Annotated in this window: 16 protein-coding genes; 7 read left to right on the top strand and 9 right to left on the bottom strand. The window is 51.5% G+C overall.

The annotated features are described in order from the left end of the window. Window positions 1-200: 200 nt before the first annotated feature. The gene (locus KK062_RS29115; protein ID WP_254087917.1) at window positions 201-2,486 is read right to left on the bottom strand and encodes a preprotein translocase subunit SecA; all 2,286 of its coding nucleotides are present in this window, start codon (window positions 2,484-2,486) and stop codon (window positions 201-203) included. Window positions 2,487-2,598: 112 nt separating this feature from the next. Continuing rightward, window positions 2,599-2,994 carry a hypothetical protein gene (locus KK062_RS29110; RefSeq protein ID WP_254087916.1) on the bottom strand — a complete coding sequence of 132 codons (396 nt, stop codon included), beginning with the start codon at window positions 2,992-2,994 and terminating at the stop codon, window positions 2,599-2,601. A 304-nt stretch (window positions 2,995-3,298) separates the two neighbouring features. Between KK062_RS29110 and KK062_RS29105 the strand changes: the two genes are divergently transcribed. The 7 genes from KK062_RS29105 to KK062_RS29075 all read left to right on the top strand — a co-directional run bounded on the left by KK062_RS29105 (window position 3,299) and on the right by KK062_RS29075 (window position 10,213). Further along, window positions 3,299-3,841 carry a YiiX family permuted papain-like enzyme gene (locus KK062_RS29105; RefSeq protein ID WP_254087915.1) on the top strand — a complete coding sequence of 181 codons (543 nt, stop codon included), beginning with the start codon at window positions 3,299-3,301 and terminating at the stop codon, window positions 3,839-3,841. A 238-nt stretch (window positions 3,842-4,079) separates the two neighbouring features. Further along, window positions 4,080-5,627 carry a hypothetical protein gene (locus KK062_RS29100; RefSeq protein WP_254087914.1) on the top strand — a complete coding sequence of 516 codons (1,548 nt, stop codon included), beginning with the start codon at window positions 4,080-4,082 and terminating at the stop codon, window positions 5,625-5,627. Window positions 5,628-5,645: 18 nt separating this feature from the next. Then, window positions 5,646-5,783 (top strand): hypothetical protein, encoded by a 138-nt coding sequence (locus tag KK062_RS29095; protein WP_254087913.1) that lies wholly within the window; start codon window positions 5,646-5,648, stop codon window positions 5,781-5,783. A gap of 193 nt (window positions 5,784-5,976) precedes the next feature. Continuing rightward, window positions 5,977-7,038 (top strand): ribosome small subunit-dependent GTPase A, encoded by a 1,062-nt coding sequence (rsgA, locus tag KK062_RS29090; RefSeq protein ID WP_254087912.1) that lies wholly within the window; start codon window positions 5,977-5,979, stop codon window positions 7,036-7,038. A 274-nt stretch (window positions 7,039-7,312) separates the two neighbouring features. Then, a complete protein-coding gene (locus KK062_RS29085; protein ID WP_254087911.1) occupies window positions 7,313-9,013 on the top strand; it encodes a hypothetical protein in 1,701 nt (566 codons plus the stop codon). 132 nt (window positions 9,014-9,145) lie between these two features. Next, the gene (locus KK062_RS29080; protein ID WP_254087910.1) at window positions 9,146-9,538 is read left to right on the top strand and encodes a hypothetical protein; all 393 of its coding nucleotides are present in this window, start codon (window positions 9,146-9,148) and stop codon (window positions 9,536-9,538) included. 63 nt (window positions 9,539-9,601) lie between these two features. Further along, the gene (locus KK062_RS29075) at window positions 9,602-10,213 is read left to right on the top strand and encodes a hypothetical protein (RefSeq protein ID WP_254087909.1); all 612 of its coding nucleotides are present in this window, start codon (window positions 9,602-9,604) and stop codon (window positions 10,211-10,213) included. Window positions 10,214-10,220: 7 nt separating this feature from the next. Here the strand turns inward: KK062_RS29075 and KK062_RS29070 are convergent, their stop codons facing one another. From KK062_RS29070 to KK062_RS29040, 7 genes are all read right to left on the bottom strand, one after another. Next, a complete protein-coding gene (locus tag KK062_RS29070; RefSeq protein WP_254087908.1) occupies window positions 10,221-11,585 on the bottom strand; it encodes an MATE family efflux transporter in 1,365 nt (454 codons plus the stop codon). 52 nt (window positions 11,586-11,637) lie between these two features. Further along, a complete protein-coding gene (locus tag KK062_RS29065; protein WP_254087907.1) occupies window positions 11,638-12,726 on the bottom strand; it encodes an adenylate/guanylate cyclase domain-containing protein in 1,089 nt (362 codons plus the stop codon). A gap of 120 nt (window positions 12,727-12,846) precedes the next feature. Continuing rightward, window positions 12,847-13,332: a VOC family protein gene (locus KK062_RS29060; protein ID WP_254087906.1), complete on the bottom strand. Its 486-nt coding sequence runs from the start codon at window positions 13,330-13,332 to the stop codon at window positions 12,847-12,849. A gap of 229 nt (window positions 13,333-13,561) precedes the next feature. Then, window positions 13,562-14,092, bottom strand: a complete 531-nt coding sequence (locus KK062_RS29055) for a hypothetical protein (protein WP_254087905.1) — start codon at window positions 14,090-14,092, stop codon at window positions 13,562-13,564. 73 nt (window positions 14,093-14,165) lie between these two features. Further along, on the bottom strand, window positions 14,166-15,446 hold the full coding sequence (locus KK062_RS29050) for a hypothetical protein (protein ID WP_254087904.1): 1,281 nt from the start codon (window positions 15,444-15,446) through the stop codon (window positions 14,166-14,168). Window positions 15,447-15,775: 329 nt separating this feature from the next. Further along, complete coding sequence (locus KK062_RS29045; RefSeq protein WP_254087903.1) at window positions 15,776-16,963, bottom strand: hypothetical protein; 1,188 nt, start codon at window positions 16,961-16,963, stop codon at window positions 15,776-15,778. Window positions 16,964-17,566: 603 nt separating this feature from the next. Next, window positions 17,567-18,240, bottom strand: a 674-nt coding sequence (locus KK062_RS29040) for a FecR family protein (RefSeq protein WP_254087902.1), incomplete at its 5' end; no start/stop codon positions are given.

The following is an 18,240-nucleotide window of genomic DNA, read 5'->3' as shown; positions in this document are numbered from 1 at the left end:
GCAGCGGCAGATGTTTATAAGAGACATGTCGTATATTCTATTACGTCGCAGAAGAAAAAAACGGGCGACCCGTCATAGGCATGTTCGACCTGGAATCGGGCAAGGATACGGTACTGTCCGGCAACGTGCCGCCGTCGGTGGGGTTGTATGCGTTTGAGTAAAAGCATGGCCAGGAATCGCCTGGCCACCGTCACACTATCCTATCTCCGCTTTCCCCATCCAAAGATCTTCATGATCATCATGAGCGGCCCGGCTAAAAGATCAACCTGATAACCGATGTTGCTGAGCATGAGCATTAATGGATTTTTAAATGGATTATCATTCACCAGGTAAGTCCACGTAGAGGAAGGACGCTTTAGTTGAAGCTCCGAAACATCGACATTGCTTGCATTGCTGAGCTTGTCTTCAAGGTCTGCTATCAACTGGCGGAACATCGCATCCGAGCTTTTATGGAATTCGTGTAAAGGATTTTTCCCCGCCATGCGCTGCCAGTGAATTCCTTCCCGCAAGGCTGCGATATCGTTCATGTAATATGACCAAAGGAAGTCATGCTGAAACAGACTATACTCCTTCCACGGGCTTTCCTCTGAAAAGAAAACATCCTGCCTCCTGTCAAAAAGTATCGTGCGTTGCCGTTCAGTAAAGTGAGCGTATTGATGCAGGTTCAAGCGTATCTCGTACAGCTGTCCTTCAATGATACGCTGGGCCTGGGCGATGCTTCTGGCAATCGTAGCATGGTGTATAGGGCCATCCTGACGCAAATCCCTGAGATGCGTTGGCAATAGGCCCTTGAGTCCGTATTTAGCCATTAAGTCATCTTCCATGCTGATGATAAATTGTGACGACCCGGGGTCGCCTTGTCGCCCGGCACGCCCCTTCAGCTGATGATCGATGCGAACGCTCTCGTGCCGGTTGGTACCAATGATGTGCAAGCCCCCGGATGCCACGACGGCTTCTCTCGAATACTGCTCCTTACCACCCAACAGGATGTCTGTGCCGCGCCCTGCCATATTCGTGGAGATCGTGACCGCTCCCGGCAAGCCGGCCTGTTCGATGATAGCCGCCTCGGACTCATTGTTCCTGGCATTGAGAATCGTGCTGGCAATACCCTGACGCTGTATTTCCGCCTGCAGCTCTTCCGATTCTTTTACCGTTAACGTACCTATCAGTATCGGGCGGCCGGTTTGATGGACCTTTTGTATTTCGTCGATGATGGCCTTTACTTTTGCAGCTTTATGCGTAAAGATTCTATCAGGATGGTCGATACGCCGACAGGGCTTGTGTGATGGAATAACGCTGACACCAAGGCCATAGAAACTGGCAAATTCTTCGGCCGCGTGCTGTGCGGTGCCGGTCATTCCTGAAACCTTGGGATAATAATTCATGAGATGCTGCAGTGAAATAGAATTCAGTATCCTTCCCTCCGACTGCACGGCCAATCCTTCCTTCGCCTCCACGGCTGCCTGCAACCCGTTCTGCCATTTTCTATCCTCTACAACCCTGCCGGTAAATTCGTCGACTAATTTTATTCGTCCATCATCAATGATATAATCAACATCTTTCCGAAGCATGGACCGGGCTTGCAGCGCGAGGTTAACGGCAATGAGCAGGTCGTGATGGTTGTCATCATAGAGATTCTGTACAGCAAAAAAATATTCGGTTTTTTCAATACCATAGTCGGTCAGGAAGACATTCCGGGCATATTCATCCAGCATAAAATCACGATAGGGCGTGAGACCTGAAACGTACCGGGCAATTTGATGATGATCAACAGGCTGCCCCGCGATATTCCCGGCAAAGACAAGCGGATTTCGGGCTTCGTCGATCAGGATGGCGTCGGCCTCATCGACAATAGCATAATTAAAATCGCGTAAAATGACCTCATCCGGCGCATACGCCATACAGGAACGGAGGTAGTCAAAGCCTACTTCCTTAGCGGTAGCATACGTTACATCACAACGGTATGCCAACCGCTTTTCGGCAACCGGCATGTTCTCCTGTATACAACCAACCGACAATCCCAGGAATTCATACACCGGCCGCATCCAGTTGGCATCCCGTTTGGCCAGGTAATCATTAAAGGTGAGGATGTGCACACCTTTCCCAGCCAGTGCGTTCAGGCATGCCGTAAATACGGCCACAAGTGTCTTACCCTCCCCTGTTTGCATCTCAATGACCTTTCGCTGATGAAGGGCGATGGCGGCCATAACCTGTACACGGTAAGGTGTGATATGCAGGGTCCGCCTAAATACTTCGCCGACAATAGCATAAAGTTGCGCCATGTGCGCATCCGGGGATTCGCCCGCGCGTACTTTCTCCCGGATAACGTTGGTCATCTGTTGTAGCTCCGCATCGGCTTTGCCCGTCATGCTGCCCGCACGCTCAAAAATTTGTTGCAGTAAATTTTCGTAGGGTTGAACATCCTGGGTAACCGTGGTCTGTTTAAATCTATGGAGAAAGGTTTTGATCTTCTTCGTCGCTTCCATTTTACATTCAGTTGATAGTTAACAAGTCCGTTTATGGGGCGTTGCACGATGAGCGCAACAACAGATGCAGCGGCAAAAAGATCCTACGAAACGAGATGGAAATGAGAGGAGCTTACGCTACATCAAGGGGTAAAACGAACGCTTCATCCTCATCTGAATTTTGATGCGGAATATTAAATGACGCGGTTTCGACATGCACAGAATAAAATCCCCGGGGATTAACCCGACCGGTATTTTGTAGCGAGAATAAAACGGCACCAGGGCATCCTTCGTAAAAATCTATTGGACGGTCTTTTGCACCTGCATTTCCGGGTATTCCCTCTGTTATAGCTATAACAGGTGATTGAGCAACGTGTCGCGCTGCCTGAAAAAGAACTTCTATACGATGGAGAACCTTGTAATCATGGTAGCCTGAGTCGATGTCCATCACGCCAGCAACCATCATCAGCAGTAGAAACCTGCTGGCAAATGAAGATGTATTGGGTTGAGCGTGTGTCTGCATATTCATGACAGCTGTTGGTCTTCAATGATCTTACCAGGTTTAACAACAGCGGAAATCGAGGCAAATTGACAGCCGATATCCTGCCGCCGACAAAAGCACCCGCCAAAATGGAAGAAAACATGGCCAATACCAGAATAACGCTATCTTTATCCTGGCACGCTCTTGGCTGCCTTGAATCGTCATGCAAAGGTCCACATTTGTCGCATTGGTCATAATCCTGGGAATTCTTGGCGCTACAGGCTATCCTCTTTTTGCAAGTAGCGCAACGGCCCAAAAACCGCACACCGCAACGGGCTCATCGCCAAGCACCATGTTACTGGACGGAGACATTATCTTCCAAAGCTCAAAATCGGGACAAAGTTATGCGGTGCAGCTGGCCACGCATTCTCCCTACAGCCATGTAGGATTGGTTTATATCATCGACGGCTCCTATTGGGTCTACGAGGCCGTCCAGCCCGTGCGGCTCACACCGCTCAACAACTGGATCCATCACGGTGACGGCGGGCACTTCATTGTCAAGCGATTGAAGAACCGCGACCAGGTGCTGACATCGGAAAAGGTCCAGGAAATGAAAGCGATCGGCAAACGCTTCAACGGCCTCGACTACGATCTTCATTTCGGATGGTCCGACGACCGTATGTATTGCTCCGAGCTGGTTTGGAAAATATACCACGAGGCGCTCGGCATCGACGTCGGTCAACTACAAACCCTCCGCGAGTTCGACCTGACACACCCCGTGGTAAAAGAGATTGTACAAAGACGCTATGGCGACGATATACCCTTGGACGAGCAGGTAATCTCCCCGGCCGCCATTTTTGCTTCCGACAAGCTGATCACTGTACAAGAAAAGTAATGGCTTAGGAAGTCATCAAACCATTCTCAGACGCGCAGATATCGAAAAAAGCATGTAACTTCAGGACATTGTCCTTCACGTCATGACGAATACTGGCTATATCGTAATATTTATCGCCGTTTTGTTGCCCATCTTTTGGCAATTTAAAACAAGGGAATCCAGTGTACTCCCCGCTCAAGAGATCACCCTATGCGCGTCTCCCGCACGTGACACCAAGCCAAGAAGCGACGGAAAATTTATGACGGCACTAAAGGGTTGGGGCAATGTTCATTACGAGATCTCGACGACCGAGGACAGCGTACAATTCTACTTTGACCAGGGACTCAGCTTCTATTTTGGCTACCACTTTACAGAAGCCCTCGCCTCTTTTAAAGAGGCCAGTCGTTTGGACCCAAACTGTGCGATGACCTACTGGGGACAGGCATTGTCCATGGGCCCATTCTACAACACGTATGTTTATAAAATGAAAAGCGAGGTACCCACCATCATCGCCGCGATGTCGAAACGAATGGCCAGCGCCTCGGAAAAGGAAAGGCTCCTGATGAAGACATTGCAGAAACGGTATTCCAGTGACCTTACCAACGCCGATCGGCAACAGTTAGACAGAGCTTACGCGCTCGCCCTGGCAAGCCTGGAAAAGAAATACCCAGCGGACGACAATATCACTTCCCTTTATATAGACGCTGTAATGCTCGAACATAAATGGGACTATTGGGATCAGCAAGGAAACCCCAGGCCCTGGACACCCGAGCTGGTAGCGAAGTGTGAACGCGTCCTCAGACACTCGAAACACCCCGCCATTCTTCATTATTATATACACCTCACGGAAGCCTCGCGGCAGCCCGGAAAAGCGCTGGCGGCAGCCGAAGAGCTCAAAGATCAGATCCCAGGCATCGGCCATATGGTACACATGGCATCACATATGTACCAACGCAATGGTCTGTATGAAAAAGGCGTGCTCATAAACGAAGAAGCAAACAGCGTCAACAACACGGTGGATGCAACCGTGCCCGAACTGGGACTCGGCCGCGATCGCTCTCCGCACTTCTTCGCCGTGCAGTCATATTGCGCCATGACCGCCGGAATGCTTCGCAACAGCCAGCAAATCTATCAACGCGCCCGCGACCGGCAAGCCGCATTGAGCAGCGACCTTTCAAAAGATCTCTATGCGCAATTTGTATACATGATGCCCGTGATGGCCAACGTAAGGCTGGGTCAGTGGGATGAGATCTTACGATCCGCAGACGTGGACCAGCAATGGAAATATGCCGTCGTGTTTGATAACTTTGCTAAAGGACTTGCTTCGCTCAGAAAAAACAACCAGGGGGCCGCAACCCAATACTTACAAAAAATCGAAACAACTATGCAAGACGATAACCTCGCGAAGCGGTTATTGCCTTTTAACAGTCCGCTGCAGTCGTGCCGCATTGCCAAATTTATACTCGAAGGTGAAATCCATTTTGCCATGAACGCGCACGACGCAGCCATCAAATCCTTCCAATCCGCCATCGAAGAAGAAGACAACATGGTCTACCGGGAACCGCAAGACTGGCTGATCCCCGCCCGGCAATTTTTAGGCGCCCGATTGCTCACCATACAAAGGCCCCGGGAAGCCGAAAAAATTTACCGGGAAGACCTTATGCTGCATCCCGGCAATGGTTGGTCACTCCTTGGTTTATATCAAAGCCTCCAGGCCCAACAAAATGCGGAAGCAGCCGTCTATAAAGAGAAGTACCAGAAGGCGTTTGCATCGTCGGACCTCACGATCACGGCGTCTGTATTCTAGCCCTACCACCATCTTCTCATGGTGGCCCTCGTCTGCACGGGCGTGGGCGTATTACTGCTGGCCCTCAGTACTGTCTGTTACCAGTCGATCAAAGTTGTGCTGGCAACCCAGTCAGAAGCCTTCGATCGGAATAATGAGCATCGTGGCGGTATGTAACTTTTTTGCTATCTTTACGAAGTATGGCAATCAACGCTACTACATATCGCCCTTCCGACGCCGGAATGAGGGTAGCCTGACGGCAGGTTAACGTATCGCACGTTCCTACCGTCCTGTCCTACTATCCCTTTGAACTTATTTTCTGGCAAGGTCATCTCGCCTTCGGCGAGGTGGTCCAAAATCTTTATTACCCATGACACAACTAGACCAGTATGGCTGGCTGCACTATAGCCATTCATGCACTTCTATCGAAATACCGCAGGACCTTACCGTAGGCCGCATCGTTAGCATAAAAGGTTTCAAGTACTATACCCGTACCGAACAAAGCGAAATGGAATGCGACCTGTCGGGCCGCCTGCTATACCTGACACCCACCGACCATCCAAAAATCGGTGATTGGGTAACGCTCATGGTATACGACACCACCGGCTACATCATCAGTGTATTACCGCGCTACAATGCGTTGTCCCGTCGTAACCCCGGCACCACGGCAGAGCGGCAACTGCTGGCCGCGAATGTAGACGCAGCACTCGTCGTACAGGGCTTGGACCGCGACTTCAACATCATGCGCCTGGAGCGCTACCTGGTACAACTGGCCGCCTGCGACGTCCCTGCCCTTGTGGTGTTAAACAAGGCCGACCTGGTAGATGATACGCAGCCGTATATCGACGCGGTACAAAACCTCGGACGCCAGGTACCTGTCTTATGCTGCAGCACACATACCGGTATGGGCATGCGTGCGTTGCAAGACGAGCTCCTGCTACCGGGCCACACGTATGTATTGATCGGATCGAGCGGCGTCGGTAAAAGCTCGTTGCTGAACGCCCTGTTAGACGAGGCCCAACAGGCCACCAGCACTACCAGCGACGCCAATCAAAAAGGTCGGCATACGACTACCACGCGTGATCTCTTTCGGTTACCCAACGGTGGTCTACTGATCGATACCCCGGGCATGCGCGAGTTCGGTGTTACCGGCAGTGGCGAAACGTCATCTGAGGACTTATTTCCCGTCATCCATACGCTCGCTGCACACTGCCGGTTTACCGATTGTCGACACCTTGACGAACAAGGTTGCGCCGTGCTGGCCGCCCTGCACGACGGTACACTACCCGACGCGGTATACGACAGTTATCTGAAACTAAAAAAAGAAATGCGCCGCTTCGAGATCGATGTATCGGAAAAAAAACGCTTAAACAAACAGTTTGGTAAAATCGCGCGTGAGGCTAAAAACCATCGCAAGAGGTTTAAGTATTAAAAGACACAGGTAAAAGAAAAGCCCCGCGCATCGTGGGGCTTTTTTATTCACCGCGCGCTTCTTCCCGACGGAGAATTCCCCGCAAATCATATATAAATTTCCTGGATGAAACCACGATTGGTAGTAATCGTTAGCATTTCTGGCTAGTATACACCTACGTCCTCTCGTAAGGTATTGCACGTGTAAGAAACCTCCGGATTCTACAAGATTCTAACCGGCCTCGGCAACGTATCTTTAGCCTTGCTTGTGCAACTCTATCTAACGTAACCACTACATGAACCGCCTTCGGCACTTCTTCCTGTTATCCCTTCTCGGCTTCTCGTTTTGCGCCTTTAGCCAGTCCGAAAGACCTAACATCATCCTCCAGGACATACAATCAGAGGACTATCCCTCCGCTCGGGACCGTGCAAAGGTTCTCCACGAGGCCACGCTCAACCTGCTGGTGAACGCCAACAAGGTCGCGATCGTAACCCGTAGTGGCGAGATGTGGAAAGCGATCGAAACCGAGCTGGCCATGAAAGACTTTGTCGACCCCAAGTCGGCCATCGACCTGGGCAAGATGTCGGGTGCCAAATACTTACTGGCCGGCAACCTGACACGTGTCCACCACGAAGAGAAAACCCGTACGTCGGGCAGCACGCCCGAACGATACTTCAGCGCTACTGCTTTTGCCACGCTCAAGATTCTCAACCTGGAAACGGGTCAATTCGAAAAGTCCTTTCAAGCCGAGACCAACGCCACGGCTATTGACCGCGACGAAGCCATCCGCTCGTCACTCAAGCTGGCGTCACAAAACCTCGCCGGCCAGGTAAACAAATACTTCCCGGTCGTGGCACGCATTGACAAACAAGTATCCGCTAACCAGGTATCCATCACCAAAGGCACCGCCGACGGTTTACACGAACAAGAATTTTACGATGTGCTGTCGGACGACGGCCATACCGTCATCGGCCAGGTCAAGATCACCTTTGCCGCCGAACACGGTGCCACGGCCCGCGTATTGCAAGGCGATGTTAAAAACATGACCGGCAAGCTGGCGCGCGAGCCCCAGGCGGGTAACGCCTCGCTAAACATAGCCCGTGTTGAAAAGATCGACGGCAATCACGTCGTGATCGACGCCGGCAGAGACCTGAACATCCAAAAGGGCGACGCCTACAAATGCGTACGCACGGTAGACGAAAAGATTGGCGACCACGTCAACCAGAAAGAAGAAATCCTGGGTCGGATTTATATCACCGACGTATATCCCGATTATGCGGAAGGCAAATTATACCGCGGCATCGGTCAACTGCAGACCGGTGTTAAAATAACCGAGTCCAATGAAGACCGCGATGCGCGGAAGCGTTTTGTCAAAGTTGGCTACAAGTCGGCACTCAATACCACTATCAAGGCAACCAAGCCTACCGGTACAGTTACCGTACGCAACGAAAACGGAGAATATACCGTTGATACCAGCCCGCTGGCGAGCTTCCAGGATATCGAAAGTATATCTATTTATACAGTAGGTTTTGGCGCCAAGAACCTGGTCAAAGATTTAAGCACCAGCCTGCTGTTTGACATCTATCGCATGGATCACCTCAACAACTGGATCGGTCGCCTGGAAGTACTGTACGAGCTGCCGCTAGTTCCCGAAAAGCTCCACGTCACCATGGGCCCCTCCCTGGGCTACGGCGGCCTCAAACAAGAAATACCGGCCAGTATCATCGACGATATCAGCAAAGGCAAGGCCGACAAAGCGAATGCCTCGTCGATCTTCTTTTCCGGCCAGGCCGGCCTGAGCTGGACCGTAAAGCGCTTTGTGATCTCAGCAGCGGTTTCCTACGACTACATGAAATTCAAAAAGTGGAAATACGATGTTGCCGTCGAAGACGACACTAAAAACGCCACCGCGCCCGCAACGATCCTTCCCTATAGCAACGTAGACCTCAGCGGCCTATACTACAATGTCGGCCTGAGCTACCTCTACCACCGGTAACACGTAAAAACCGAATAAGAACGGGTAGGGTGTTTTTCCCCTACCCGTTTTTGTGTTAGCCAACTATCAAAGATACCGGCAATGCCGTAATATTGCCGCTCTATCGCCTAACACAACCAACCCTCTCTCCGTATGAGCCTGACGACCATCAGCAGCAACAAACACTATGTGATTGAAATCTTGCCGGAAAAGAACCGCGCGTACCTCAAGATCATTGGCTTCTGGCGCAACGCCGAGGCTGTGCCGAACTACATCGCCGACTGGAAAAAAGCGCTGGACGGCCTCAAAAAAGACTTCACCTTGCTGACCGATGCCTCCGAAATGAAAACCCATCCGCAGGAACTTCGCAAGCTGCACGAAGAAGCCCAGACCCTGCTACTCAAAGGCCAGGTGCGGAAGGTAGCCGAGATCATGCAAAACGACGTAACCGAAATGCAGCTCGACTCGGTAGCCAAAACCACGCAATTTCCAAAGAAGAACTTCCGCGACCGCGCCACGGCCGAGTTGTGGCTGGACGAGGCGTAGCGGCACTTTGCCGTTCGCAACCTTTTTACGAGCTTTACACTTACTGTCTAACGCTTTACCTACATGAAATCCCTCTTGCTTGCGCTGTCACTGGCATGCCTGGCCATTACTGGCTTCACTCAGGAATCTGAAAAGTACAAAAAGGCGAAAGCCAAAAAGAAATATGAGGAAGGCTATGTGACCGATAATCTCGGAAATACGTTCACTGGACTCATTGTCGATTCTGACGGAAAACCTGCCGAGAGAGTCTCTATTCTAGTACCTTCTGGCGAAAAGCTAAAATTCGACCCCATAGAAGTGAAAGAATATGGTTCAGGATTCTATCGGTTTATCTCCACCCGAGAACAATTTCTCCAGGTGATTTTCGAGAACAAGAAGGTTGGGATCTATAAGGATATTGACATTGTCAGGGAGTACAGACATCAATCTCCCGGCTCGATGAATAATCTGTACACCCCTGTAAGAGAAGTTGAAAAATTATACATTCATCGTCCGGGTGAACCAAATTTTAAAAAAATAACCAAAATTGTATTCGCCAAAAGTATGTCCGAATACTTTATTGACTGTCCTGTCCTTAGCGAGAAAATCAAAAATAAGGAGTACCGTGCACGAGAAGATGATCTTCACGAAATTGTATCTTTCTACGACCACGAATGTACGCCCACTGATAAGTGACCTCTGATCACCGGGCGGCCAATACCTGCGAATAGTATCGCTGACGGTATATAAACGTAATTCCTCCGACCAGCACCAGCGTTGCCACCTCGGCACCAACGCGCGATAACCACATGCCTGTCATCCCGAGGCCCAGCGCGGGCAATACCCACACAAATACCACGACGAGCACAACACCCTTCAACAAGTTAACAACGATTGACATCGCCGTGCGACCGGTGCTTTGAAAATACGCGCTCAGTATATAGTTCGGGCCTGCTGCCAAAAACAGCAGGAAGTACAACGACAACCCACCCGCGGCCAGCGACTCAAACGCGACGGTAGCGTCCGCCGAAAAAATTCGCACCAACGCACCGGGTACGAGCCATCCTATGCCACAAACCACAACCCCAATCATCACCGAAAACATCATGGCAAACCGCAGCATGGCTACCACGCGCGCGGGCTGTTTAGCGCCCACGTTAAACGACATGATCGGCAAGGCCGCAAGCATGGCTGCCGTCAACAACCTAAGAAAGATAAAGCTCAGGTGATTTACCATGCCGAAAGCGGCTACCGCCAGCTCTCCGTAGGAAACCAGGCAACGATTAATAATCAGCAAGCCCAACGAGAACGAGAGATCCGATAAAAACGTCGGCACACCCGTTTGGAACAATGATTTCCATGCGGGGAAATAGAGTGTAAACCGAAAGTTACCAAAGTGCAGGTGTCCACGTCCCTGACGGATATACCAGAACAGATAACCCATTGCACAGACATTGCTCAATGCTGTGGCAATAGAGGCCCCGGCTGTACCCCACCCCTGCCAGCCAATGATTACAAAGTCTAACACGATGTTCAACGCCACGGCGATAAAGGAAGCATTGCGCGCCATGCGCGGGCCACCATCATTCACCAAAAACTGTCTCCAGACAATGCACAAAAACAACACCGGCATGCCGATAAAGCCCCACAGCATAACATCGCGGGTGTTTTGCACCAACGATTCATGTTCACCACCTACCAGGAACCTTGCCAGCGGTGTCACGACAAACGGCGCACTAACCGCCACGACCATGCCAGCCACGAATGCCAGCGTGGTGCCAAACCGCAGGACTTCCCGTGCCTGCGCACCGTCGCCGGCACCAATACTGCGGGAGATCAGGATACCGCCACCAATGGCCAGCGCGAGGACAAAAGCTATAAAGATCGTTACCACGGGACCATAGAGGCCCACTGCGGCAACCCCATCCTTTCCGACGTAGTGCCCCAGCAGCAACCCGTTTATGATCATTTGAGCCGTAAACGACATAATACTGGTCAGCGTGGGAACATAATACCGAAAGAAAAGTGAGGGAATAGAATCTTTCCCAAGATCTGCAGATACGGCCATGGCACACATCCCCTTGTGGTTAAGAAAAAGGGGTGCCAATGTACTACATTTTTTAGGCAACCAGCATTACCGTATTCAGTAAAAGCTCGTTCTCCTTGCCGCGCAGCTTAATATGCCCCAGGGGCTTCAGTACGAACTTATCAAAAAGATCCAGGTTCCGCGCCACGTCGTGCGATACGATCAGGTCGGTATCGAACTCCTTACACATACCTTGAATACGCGACGTGGTATTCAACACGTCGCCCGAATAGGTAATGTCGCGTTTAATAATACCCACCTCACCGGCCACGACGTTGCCGCAGTGAATACCTGCCTTAAACGAAGGCACCACACCAAACCGTGCCTGGTAGTTTTCGCGCTTGTCGGCAATAGCCTGACGAATGTCAAAGAAGCACTGCACACAGTTGTTATAGGTTGCCGCCTGATGCCCCCAGGCAATCACCACTTCGTCGCCTACATATTGGTAGATGGAGCCATTGTTATTCAGAATGGGTTGTGTGATATCGGCAAAGAATTCACGCAACAACAAGTGATATTGTTTATCCCCCATCTTTTCGGCCATCGCCGTAGAGGCATTCAGATCGAGGAACATAAAGGTGCGCGTCTCCTCGCGGGGTATCTGGTATTTGCCCGACACCAGGCTCCAGAACGCGCCGCGCCCAAACTTCTGACTCACCTGCACCAACATCTGTGTAACGGCCACAATAAATGACCACACCAGCAACGCCTTGACCGGCGCGGGATCCTGGATGAACGCCAACAGTGCCCGACGCGACGCCGCATCATACCAGGGCCGGCCCGTGCGCATCGGCACAATGGTCATGCCCATGACAACCGTCACCAGCGCGATGATCAATACAAACGAAACGCTTACCGCCACGATGGTATACCCGTACGGCTTGTCCTGGTATTTTACATTGATGTAAAAAGTCATCAGGCTACCCCCCAGCACGCCACCAATCAGACCACCACCCATATTGCGCATGGCGGCGACCCAAAACGAATACTCGGCCGAAGGACCGTTCGAGATATACGACAACAGCACCAGGTGGTCGTAGACCGTCAGCACAAAGCCAAAGAACATCCACAACCCGATAATGACCAATACCTGTCGAAGCTTGAATTGCAAATCACTTTTCATATCGCATGCTTTAGGAACCACCGGAAAACAAAGCCACGCGTGGTGTTGCCACCACGCGTGGTATAAGTAGACCCGGCTGGGTAAAGATACGTTGGAAAGTGTATAAGCGGTCCTCTTTTTCTATTTGTTATACGCGGCTTCCAGGTCGGCCACAATCAACTTCTGCATCTTCATCATCACCTGCATCAACTGCCCCAGCCGCTTCGGCTCGCCGTTATTGATCTTATCGATCATGAAGGCTGGCACGATCTGCCAGGAGAATCCGAATTTGTCCTTTAACCATCCGCACTGACTTTCCGCGCCACCGTCACGGGTCAGGGCATTCCAGTACATGTCTACCTCCGCCTGGTCCTTACAAGTGACGAAGAACGAAAACGACTCGTTGAATGTAAAGTGCGGGCCGGCGTCGAACATGTTGATCCGCAGGCCGTCCAGGACGATCGTTCCCACCATCACACCATCGAAGCCGCTGCCTGCATCCCATTTCTTTAAGGACTCGATCTTCGAGTTTGCAAACAGCGAAGTATACAGTTTCATCGCCTCTTCTGCCTTGCCGTTAAACCACAGGAAAGGAATAATTTTCTGATTGGTTGCTACCGTGCTCATGTCTGTAATTGTTTTAAGGGGTTGTTGTATCGCTTTAAAAATATGCAGTCACGGACCTGGCACCGCATCGTGTATGTGCATGATGCCGGCCCGACGATACAAAGGTGCACACCCGGCGCCGATTCCAGCGTCGGAGATCAGGACTTCGAAAGGGGGGTAAAATGACAAAAACGCAACCGGGCCACGCGCATCGACACTGCTTTTGCTTCGTTGACAGCCTTCCCGATTTTTATCTCTGCTTCATACGCTGCGCAATCTCGCGCACGACTTCCTTCAGATCTTTTTGAGACGTCAGACTGGTGAGCTTGTTGATCTTAATACGTAATAACATGTTTCGCTCGCGCACAAGGACAAGGTAGAAATTCTCACGATCGGTATGCTCCCAGGCTTCGCGGCCCAGATTGGTCAAGGTATGTTGTCCCGGCATATGCACGTTAGACGCGACGATCTCTGCATACGTCTTGTGCGCAGCGGTAGAGTCCGTGTATACTTCAAGCATATAATATAGATTACCTCTCTTACGCGTTTTAGGATCGTCCGTAGTCGCCGTGAAAATACACGCAAATCTTTCTACGCCACCCTCCCGTTCTGTAACCGTGCTTTCCGTCCGCTCCGCCGTCTGCCCCAAAATACGGGATGCTTCAGATTCCGTAATACACGCGTAAGGCTCGCCCGCACCGGGTCCGCCTATATAGGGCGCTTCGCCCGTATATCCGGACAACACGCCTGTCCAGAAGTAAACGATCCATACCATCATCATACATCAGCCATTTAACAGACAACGAAGATACAGAATTTGCACGGTCGTAAAAATATCTGACACCCATCTGGTGTCAGTTCTTCTCCGCCAGGTCGTGTAAGGTCAGGCAATTCCGGCGCCCGTAAAATGCCGTGGTCTCATATTGTTCATACTGACGGGCATATTCCACCTTTTCCTTTTTACTCTCACTTAAGTGAGCCAACATATAAATAATCTTCGCCTGCTTATCCCGGTCTTGCTCCACCGCCAACGCCTTTTTGAAATACTTACGGGAATTCAGGTAGCCAATGGCGTACACCCCCTCATCCGGTGTGGCCGAGCCATCGCCATAGCTCAGCATAAACCAGGCGTGCGTCGTGAACGTGAACCAGGCATTGCCCAGCATAAAACAGTAGCGGGCTCTTTGGCCAGGGTCTTGCACCGCGGCGGTGTCCAGCGCATACAGTTTCTCCACGATCTCCCGTTTGGTATACGTAGTCATCGTCTGGCCAGCCAGCAGCTCCTCGTTCACCGTGAACGGATCGCGGTCTAAATAGTACTGGGCATTGGCAAAGGTCGACCAAAATCCATCGGGAATCTTGCGCAGTGTGCCCAGCGCGTTTATCACGTCGCCCCTGCGCAGGTATTTGGTCGCCAGTAGATCCTGGAAGTAGTGTGGATGAGAATGTGGCTTGAGCAATACTTCCTCCAACGTATTTTTATCAGCACGATGATATACTTTCAACAATGCCTCCAGGTCAGCCGTCGATGCATACCGGTCCAGGTACCGGATGAGCGTGTACTCGAACGTCCCATAGGTAACGCAGCTATAACAAAACTTATCGACGGCGTAGTGATCGAACAAACCTGCCAGCCCTACCAGCCCAGCCTGCGCAAACGTGTAACGCAGATACGTGCTCAGCGAAAAGAGAATCTTCTGTGACTCGAACTGACCGACCCGGTCTGTCAGCAACGTTTTGTATAACACGCCGAGCTTCTCTTGTACGGCGCGGTCGCGCACATCCTCTTGTAACGTGATCTGCACGGTCCGAAACGCGGTCACCTGGTACGCCACGACTGGATCAGTAGTGGGAACAAGGTCCAGATACAGGGCCGCCGCCCTGCCGTTACCCTGCATCAGGCTAAGGTTGGCGAGCACCAGGTTGATGTACGCCGGATAACGCTTCGCCAGACCATCCATTGCCTGAACAGCCTTGACAAACTCATCGAGGTATTGACGGGCACGCTGCCAGTTCTCCATCACCGCCCGTTCGCCCCAATAATCACGCGGCGATACCGTTGCGTCTACATAACGCGTCGTGCCCAGCCAATCTTCAAACTTGTTCACCTCGCGCCCGCTTCCCTCCAATGTCATGGCTTTATAGTGCATAGCCCACCAATCCAATACCCCCGGCGTCGCGACGTTCTTAAAATACCGATTGTAGGCGCCAGATAGGTAGAGTCATCCCAATCAAAGCGCCCCGACCTCGTATGCCAGTAATAAAAACCGCGCGTGGCACCACCATCAGGCACACGCCCGGAAACAGATTCTTACCATACAATAATTGGGAGAAAAAAGTGTATGGGTTAAAGGTATCAAAAATGAGATTCAGCGGACGACGTATCCGTAAAATTATTTTTCATCCGATAGAAAGCCGATCTCACAATAAATGTTCGCCCCGGCAGTTATATAGTGGCTCGACCTCATACCTTCCGCACCATCAACCTGACGACGGCGCATCGCCTGATTGTCATGAGGGCCGCAGGGATACTTCCCGCGGAGCTTGCTGGCAAAACTTTGCTGGCCGCAGATCCCGTGGTTTCATAAACTGCTTCGACGATCTCCGCAGATGCAATCTCTTGCTTCGCGGGGACATCCATGGCATAAGTATAAACGCGAGTCCCTGTGCTGGCCGAAGCTGGAACATATTTCATACAATACCTACTGGAAATAGATGGCCCTTCATCCGGATCATCTGCAACGGCTTCCATCTCCGGCCTTGTATGAGCGGCTTCCGACGGTATACCGATCTCTTCGTGTTCAGCATTTAACGGTACCGACAAAGACTCGCCATCTGTGCCCCCATTGACCCCGGCAATACCTAAAATCTTCGCAGCGCCCGCGCGCTTTACCGGCGCCACAACATCATCCTCCATCGGCGAGCCAAATTGCACGCCTATCGTGAGCATCAGGCTATACGAATCATCCGGCGGCACCTGGTCCGCCGTGAGGTTGAGGGTGGCCTCGGGCGAGCCCTTCAACGCCGCGTACCACGGAGAGTATACAGTCTCAGCATCATAGCGCGAGTCATACCATGCGGGCGGTTCGTACTTCCCTTTCACAGGATTAAACGTAAAATCCGGCACGATCCCCAAACAAACTACCATGCGGAATCGTGTATGTTTATTATTCGGAAAGAAATTAATGTCGCGCAGCAGACGCGGAATATTGACCTGTGCAGAGCGTTTTTCACGATCGATCGCATACATTACGGGTGTCCGCACGACCGAGTCGAATGTAGTATATTTATTGAGCGAGAAGCCAGTGAGCAACGACGGATACTTCGAAAGCGTAATTGCACGCCGTCCCAGGTCGCTGTTGCCGTCTAGTTTCTGAACAGCTTTTAAGGCTTTGTTGATAAAACCACTGAAATTATAGTCGGCCATGGCCTTCATGGGATGCAGCATAAACCGCACTTCCTTGCCCATTTTCGAGCAGCCGCCGAACTCGCTCATATATAGACGCGGCGTGGCAAACGCGGGAGAATTACGGATGTGATCTTTCGACGCGCCGCCTTTTCGGCGAACCACGATCTTATCGACACCCTGCATGTGATAAAAGCTGAGGTCACCGAGATTCCCGGTGATTTTTAGTTCTTCTAAGAACGCCATACTTTTTTACGTTGGTTAATGAATGGTTTACTTTTTAAAACGACCGCGAGAGGTGTAACGGTTTCCACGGACAATATAACGAGTTCCATTAAAAAGAAGATATATAATTTTCATAATTTATTCTGCAGCCAGAAGAAACCAAGTATTATAGAATGCTGGATCAAGAGTAGTGTATTAGTACGCTAAAAATGCTTTATCAGTAGATTATCTTATACTTTGGCAGATAGGCTCCGCTCCTTCCGAACGCAATTTTATACCCTTGTGAATGATTTTGTGCGCAACGTGTGCGCTAAATGTTTACAATTCCGGGCTGAGCGTTCGGATTGGGGAAACTTAAGATAACGAGTCCCCACGCGTTCACAGGCGCTGCGGGGGACTCGTCAAGATGGTGGGTTGGATAGATTATTACCACGTTCACGCGAAGCGTTGCCGACTGCAATCAGCAACGATCCGGTATACCGGGCAGGCTGTGGGCTCTCAGCGTGCACCTTATTTTTCCGGGGCCGGAAAATCGACCGTTCGGTGCGATGAAGCGCGCCGACGGTGAAGAACGCAGTCTGTGTGCAGTATAAAGTAGTATCAAAGCGCCATCGGCATGCCCCATCAACGACAGGCCTTCGCATGCAACACCACGTCGCCACCGGGCAATAGTTCATACTGGGTGTCCGGTAATGACTGGGTGATGGCGTCCAGCACACGCGTGAGTGTTACGTTGTCGTCCTCCACAAATACTGCCGCAATGTGGCATGTGCCGATGTCGCTACCCTCTACGGTAATCGTTCGCCCGAAGCGTTTCCCCAGGATGGCTGCCGCCGTCACCAGGTCCACGCGATCGAGTATGATAAAGTCGCGGTTCCAGCCAATCGCTTCGGCTGCATCGACCGATTGCCGGGCTACGTGGCCCGACGCTACGTCAACGGTCAGCTCCTGGTCGCGGTGCAGTGACGTTTGGAAGTTGCCCGGCTTACTGACGTCTACCAGGCCACGGGCCACCGTTACCCTTACTTCGGCCTGGTCCGTATAGGCCTTTACGTTAAAGGTAGTGCCCAGTACTTTTACCGTTATACCATTGGCGTGTATGATAAACGGACGCTCCGGGTCATGTGCCACATCAAAATATGCCTCCCCTTTCAACGTCACCTCGCGTACCCGCGCATCCGGTGCGCTGCTATAGCGCAGCTCGCTGCCGTGGTTTAAGGTAACGGCCGTGTTGTCGGCCAGGCGAAAGAACTGACGGCCCAGGGAAACGGCTTCACCCTCGACAGCCGGGCGTCGCG

Origin of the sequence: Dawidia cretensis, from assembly GCF_018598175.1 — a bacterium.
Classification (GTDB): Bacteria; Bacteroidota; Bacteroidia; order Cytophagales; family Cyclobacteriaceae; genus Ohtaekwangia; species Ohtaekwangia cretensis.
This window is presented reverse-complemented; position numbering and strand designations above follow the sequence as displayed.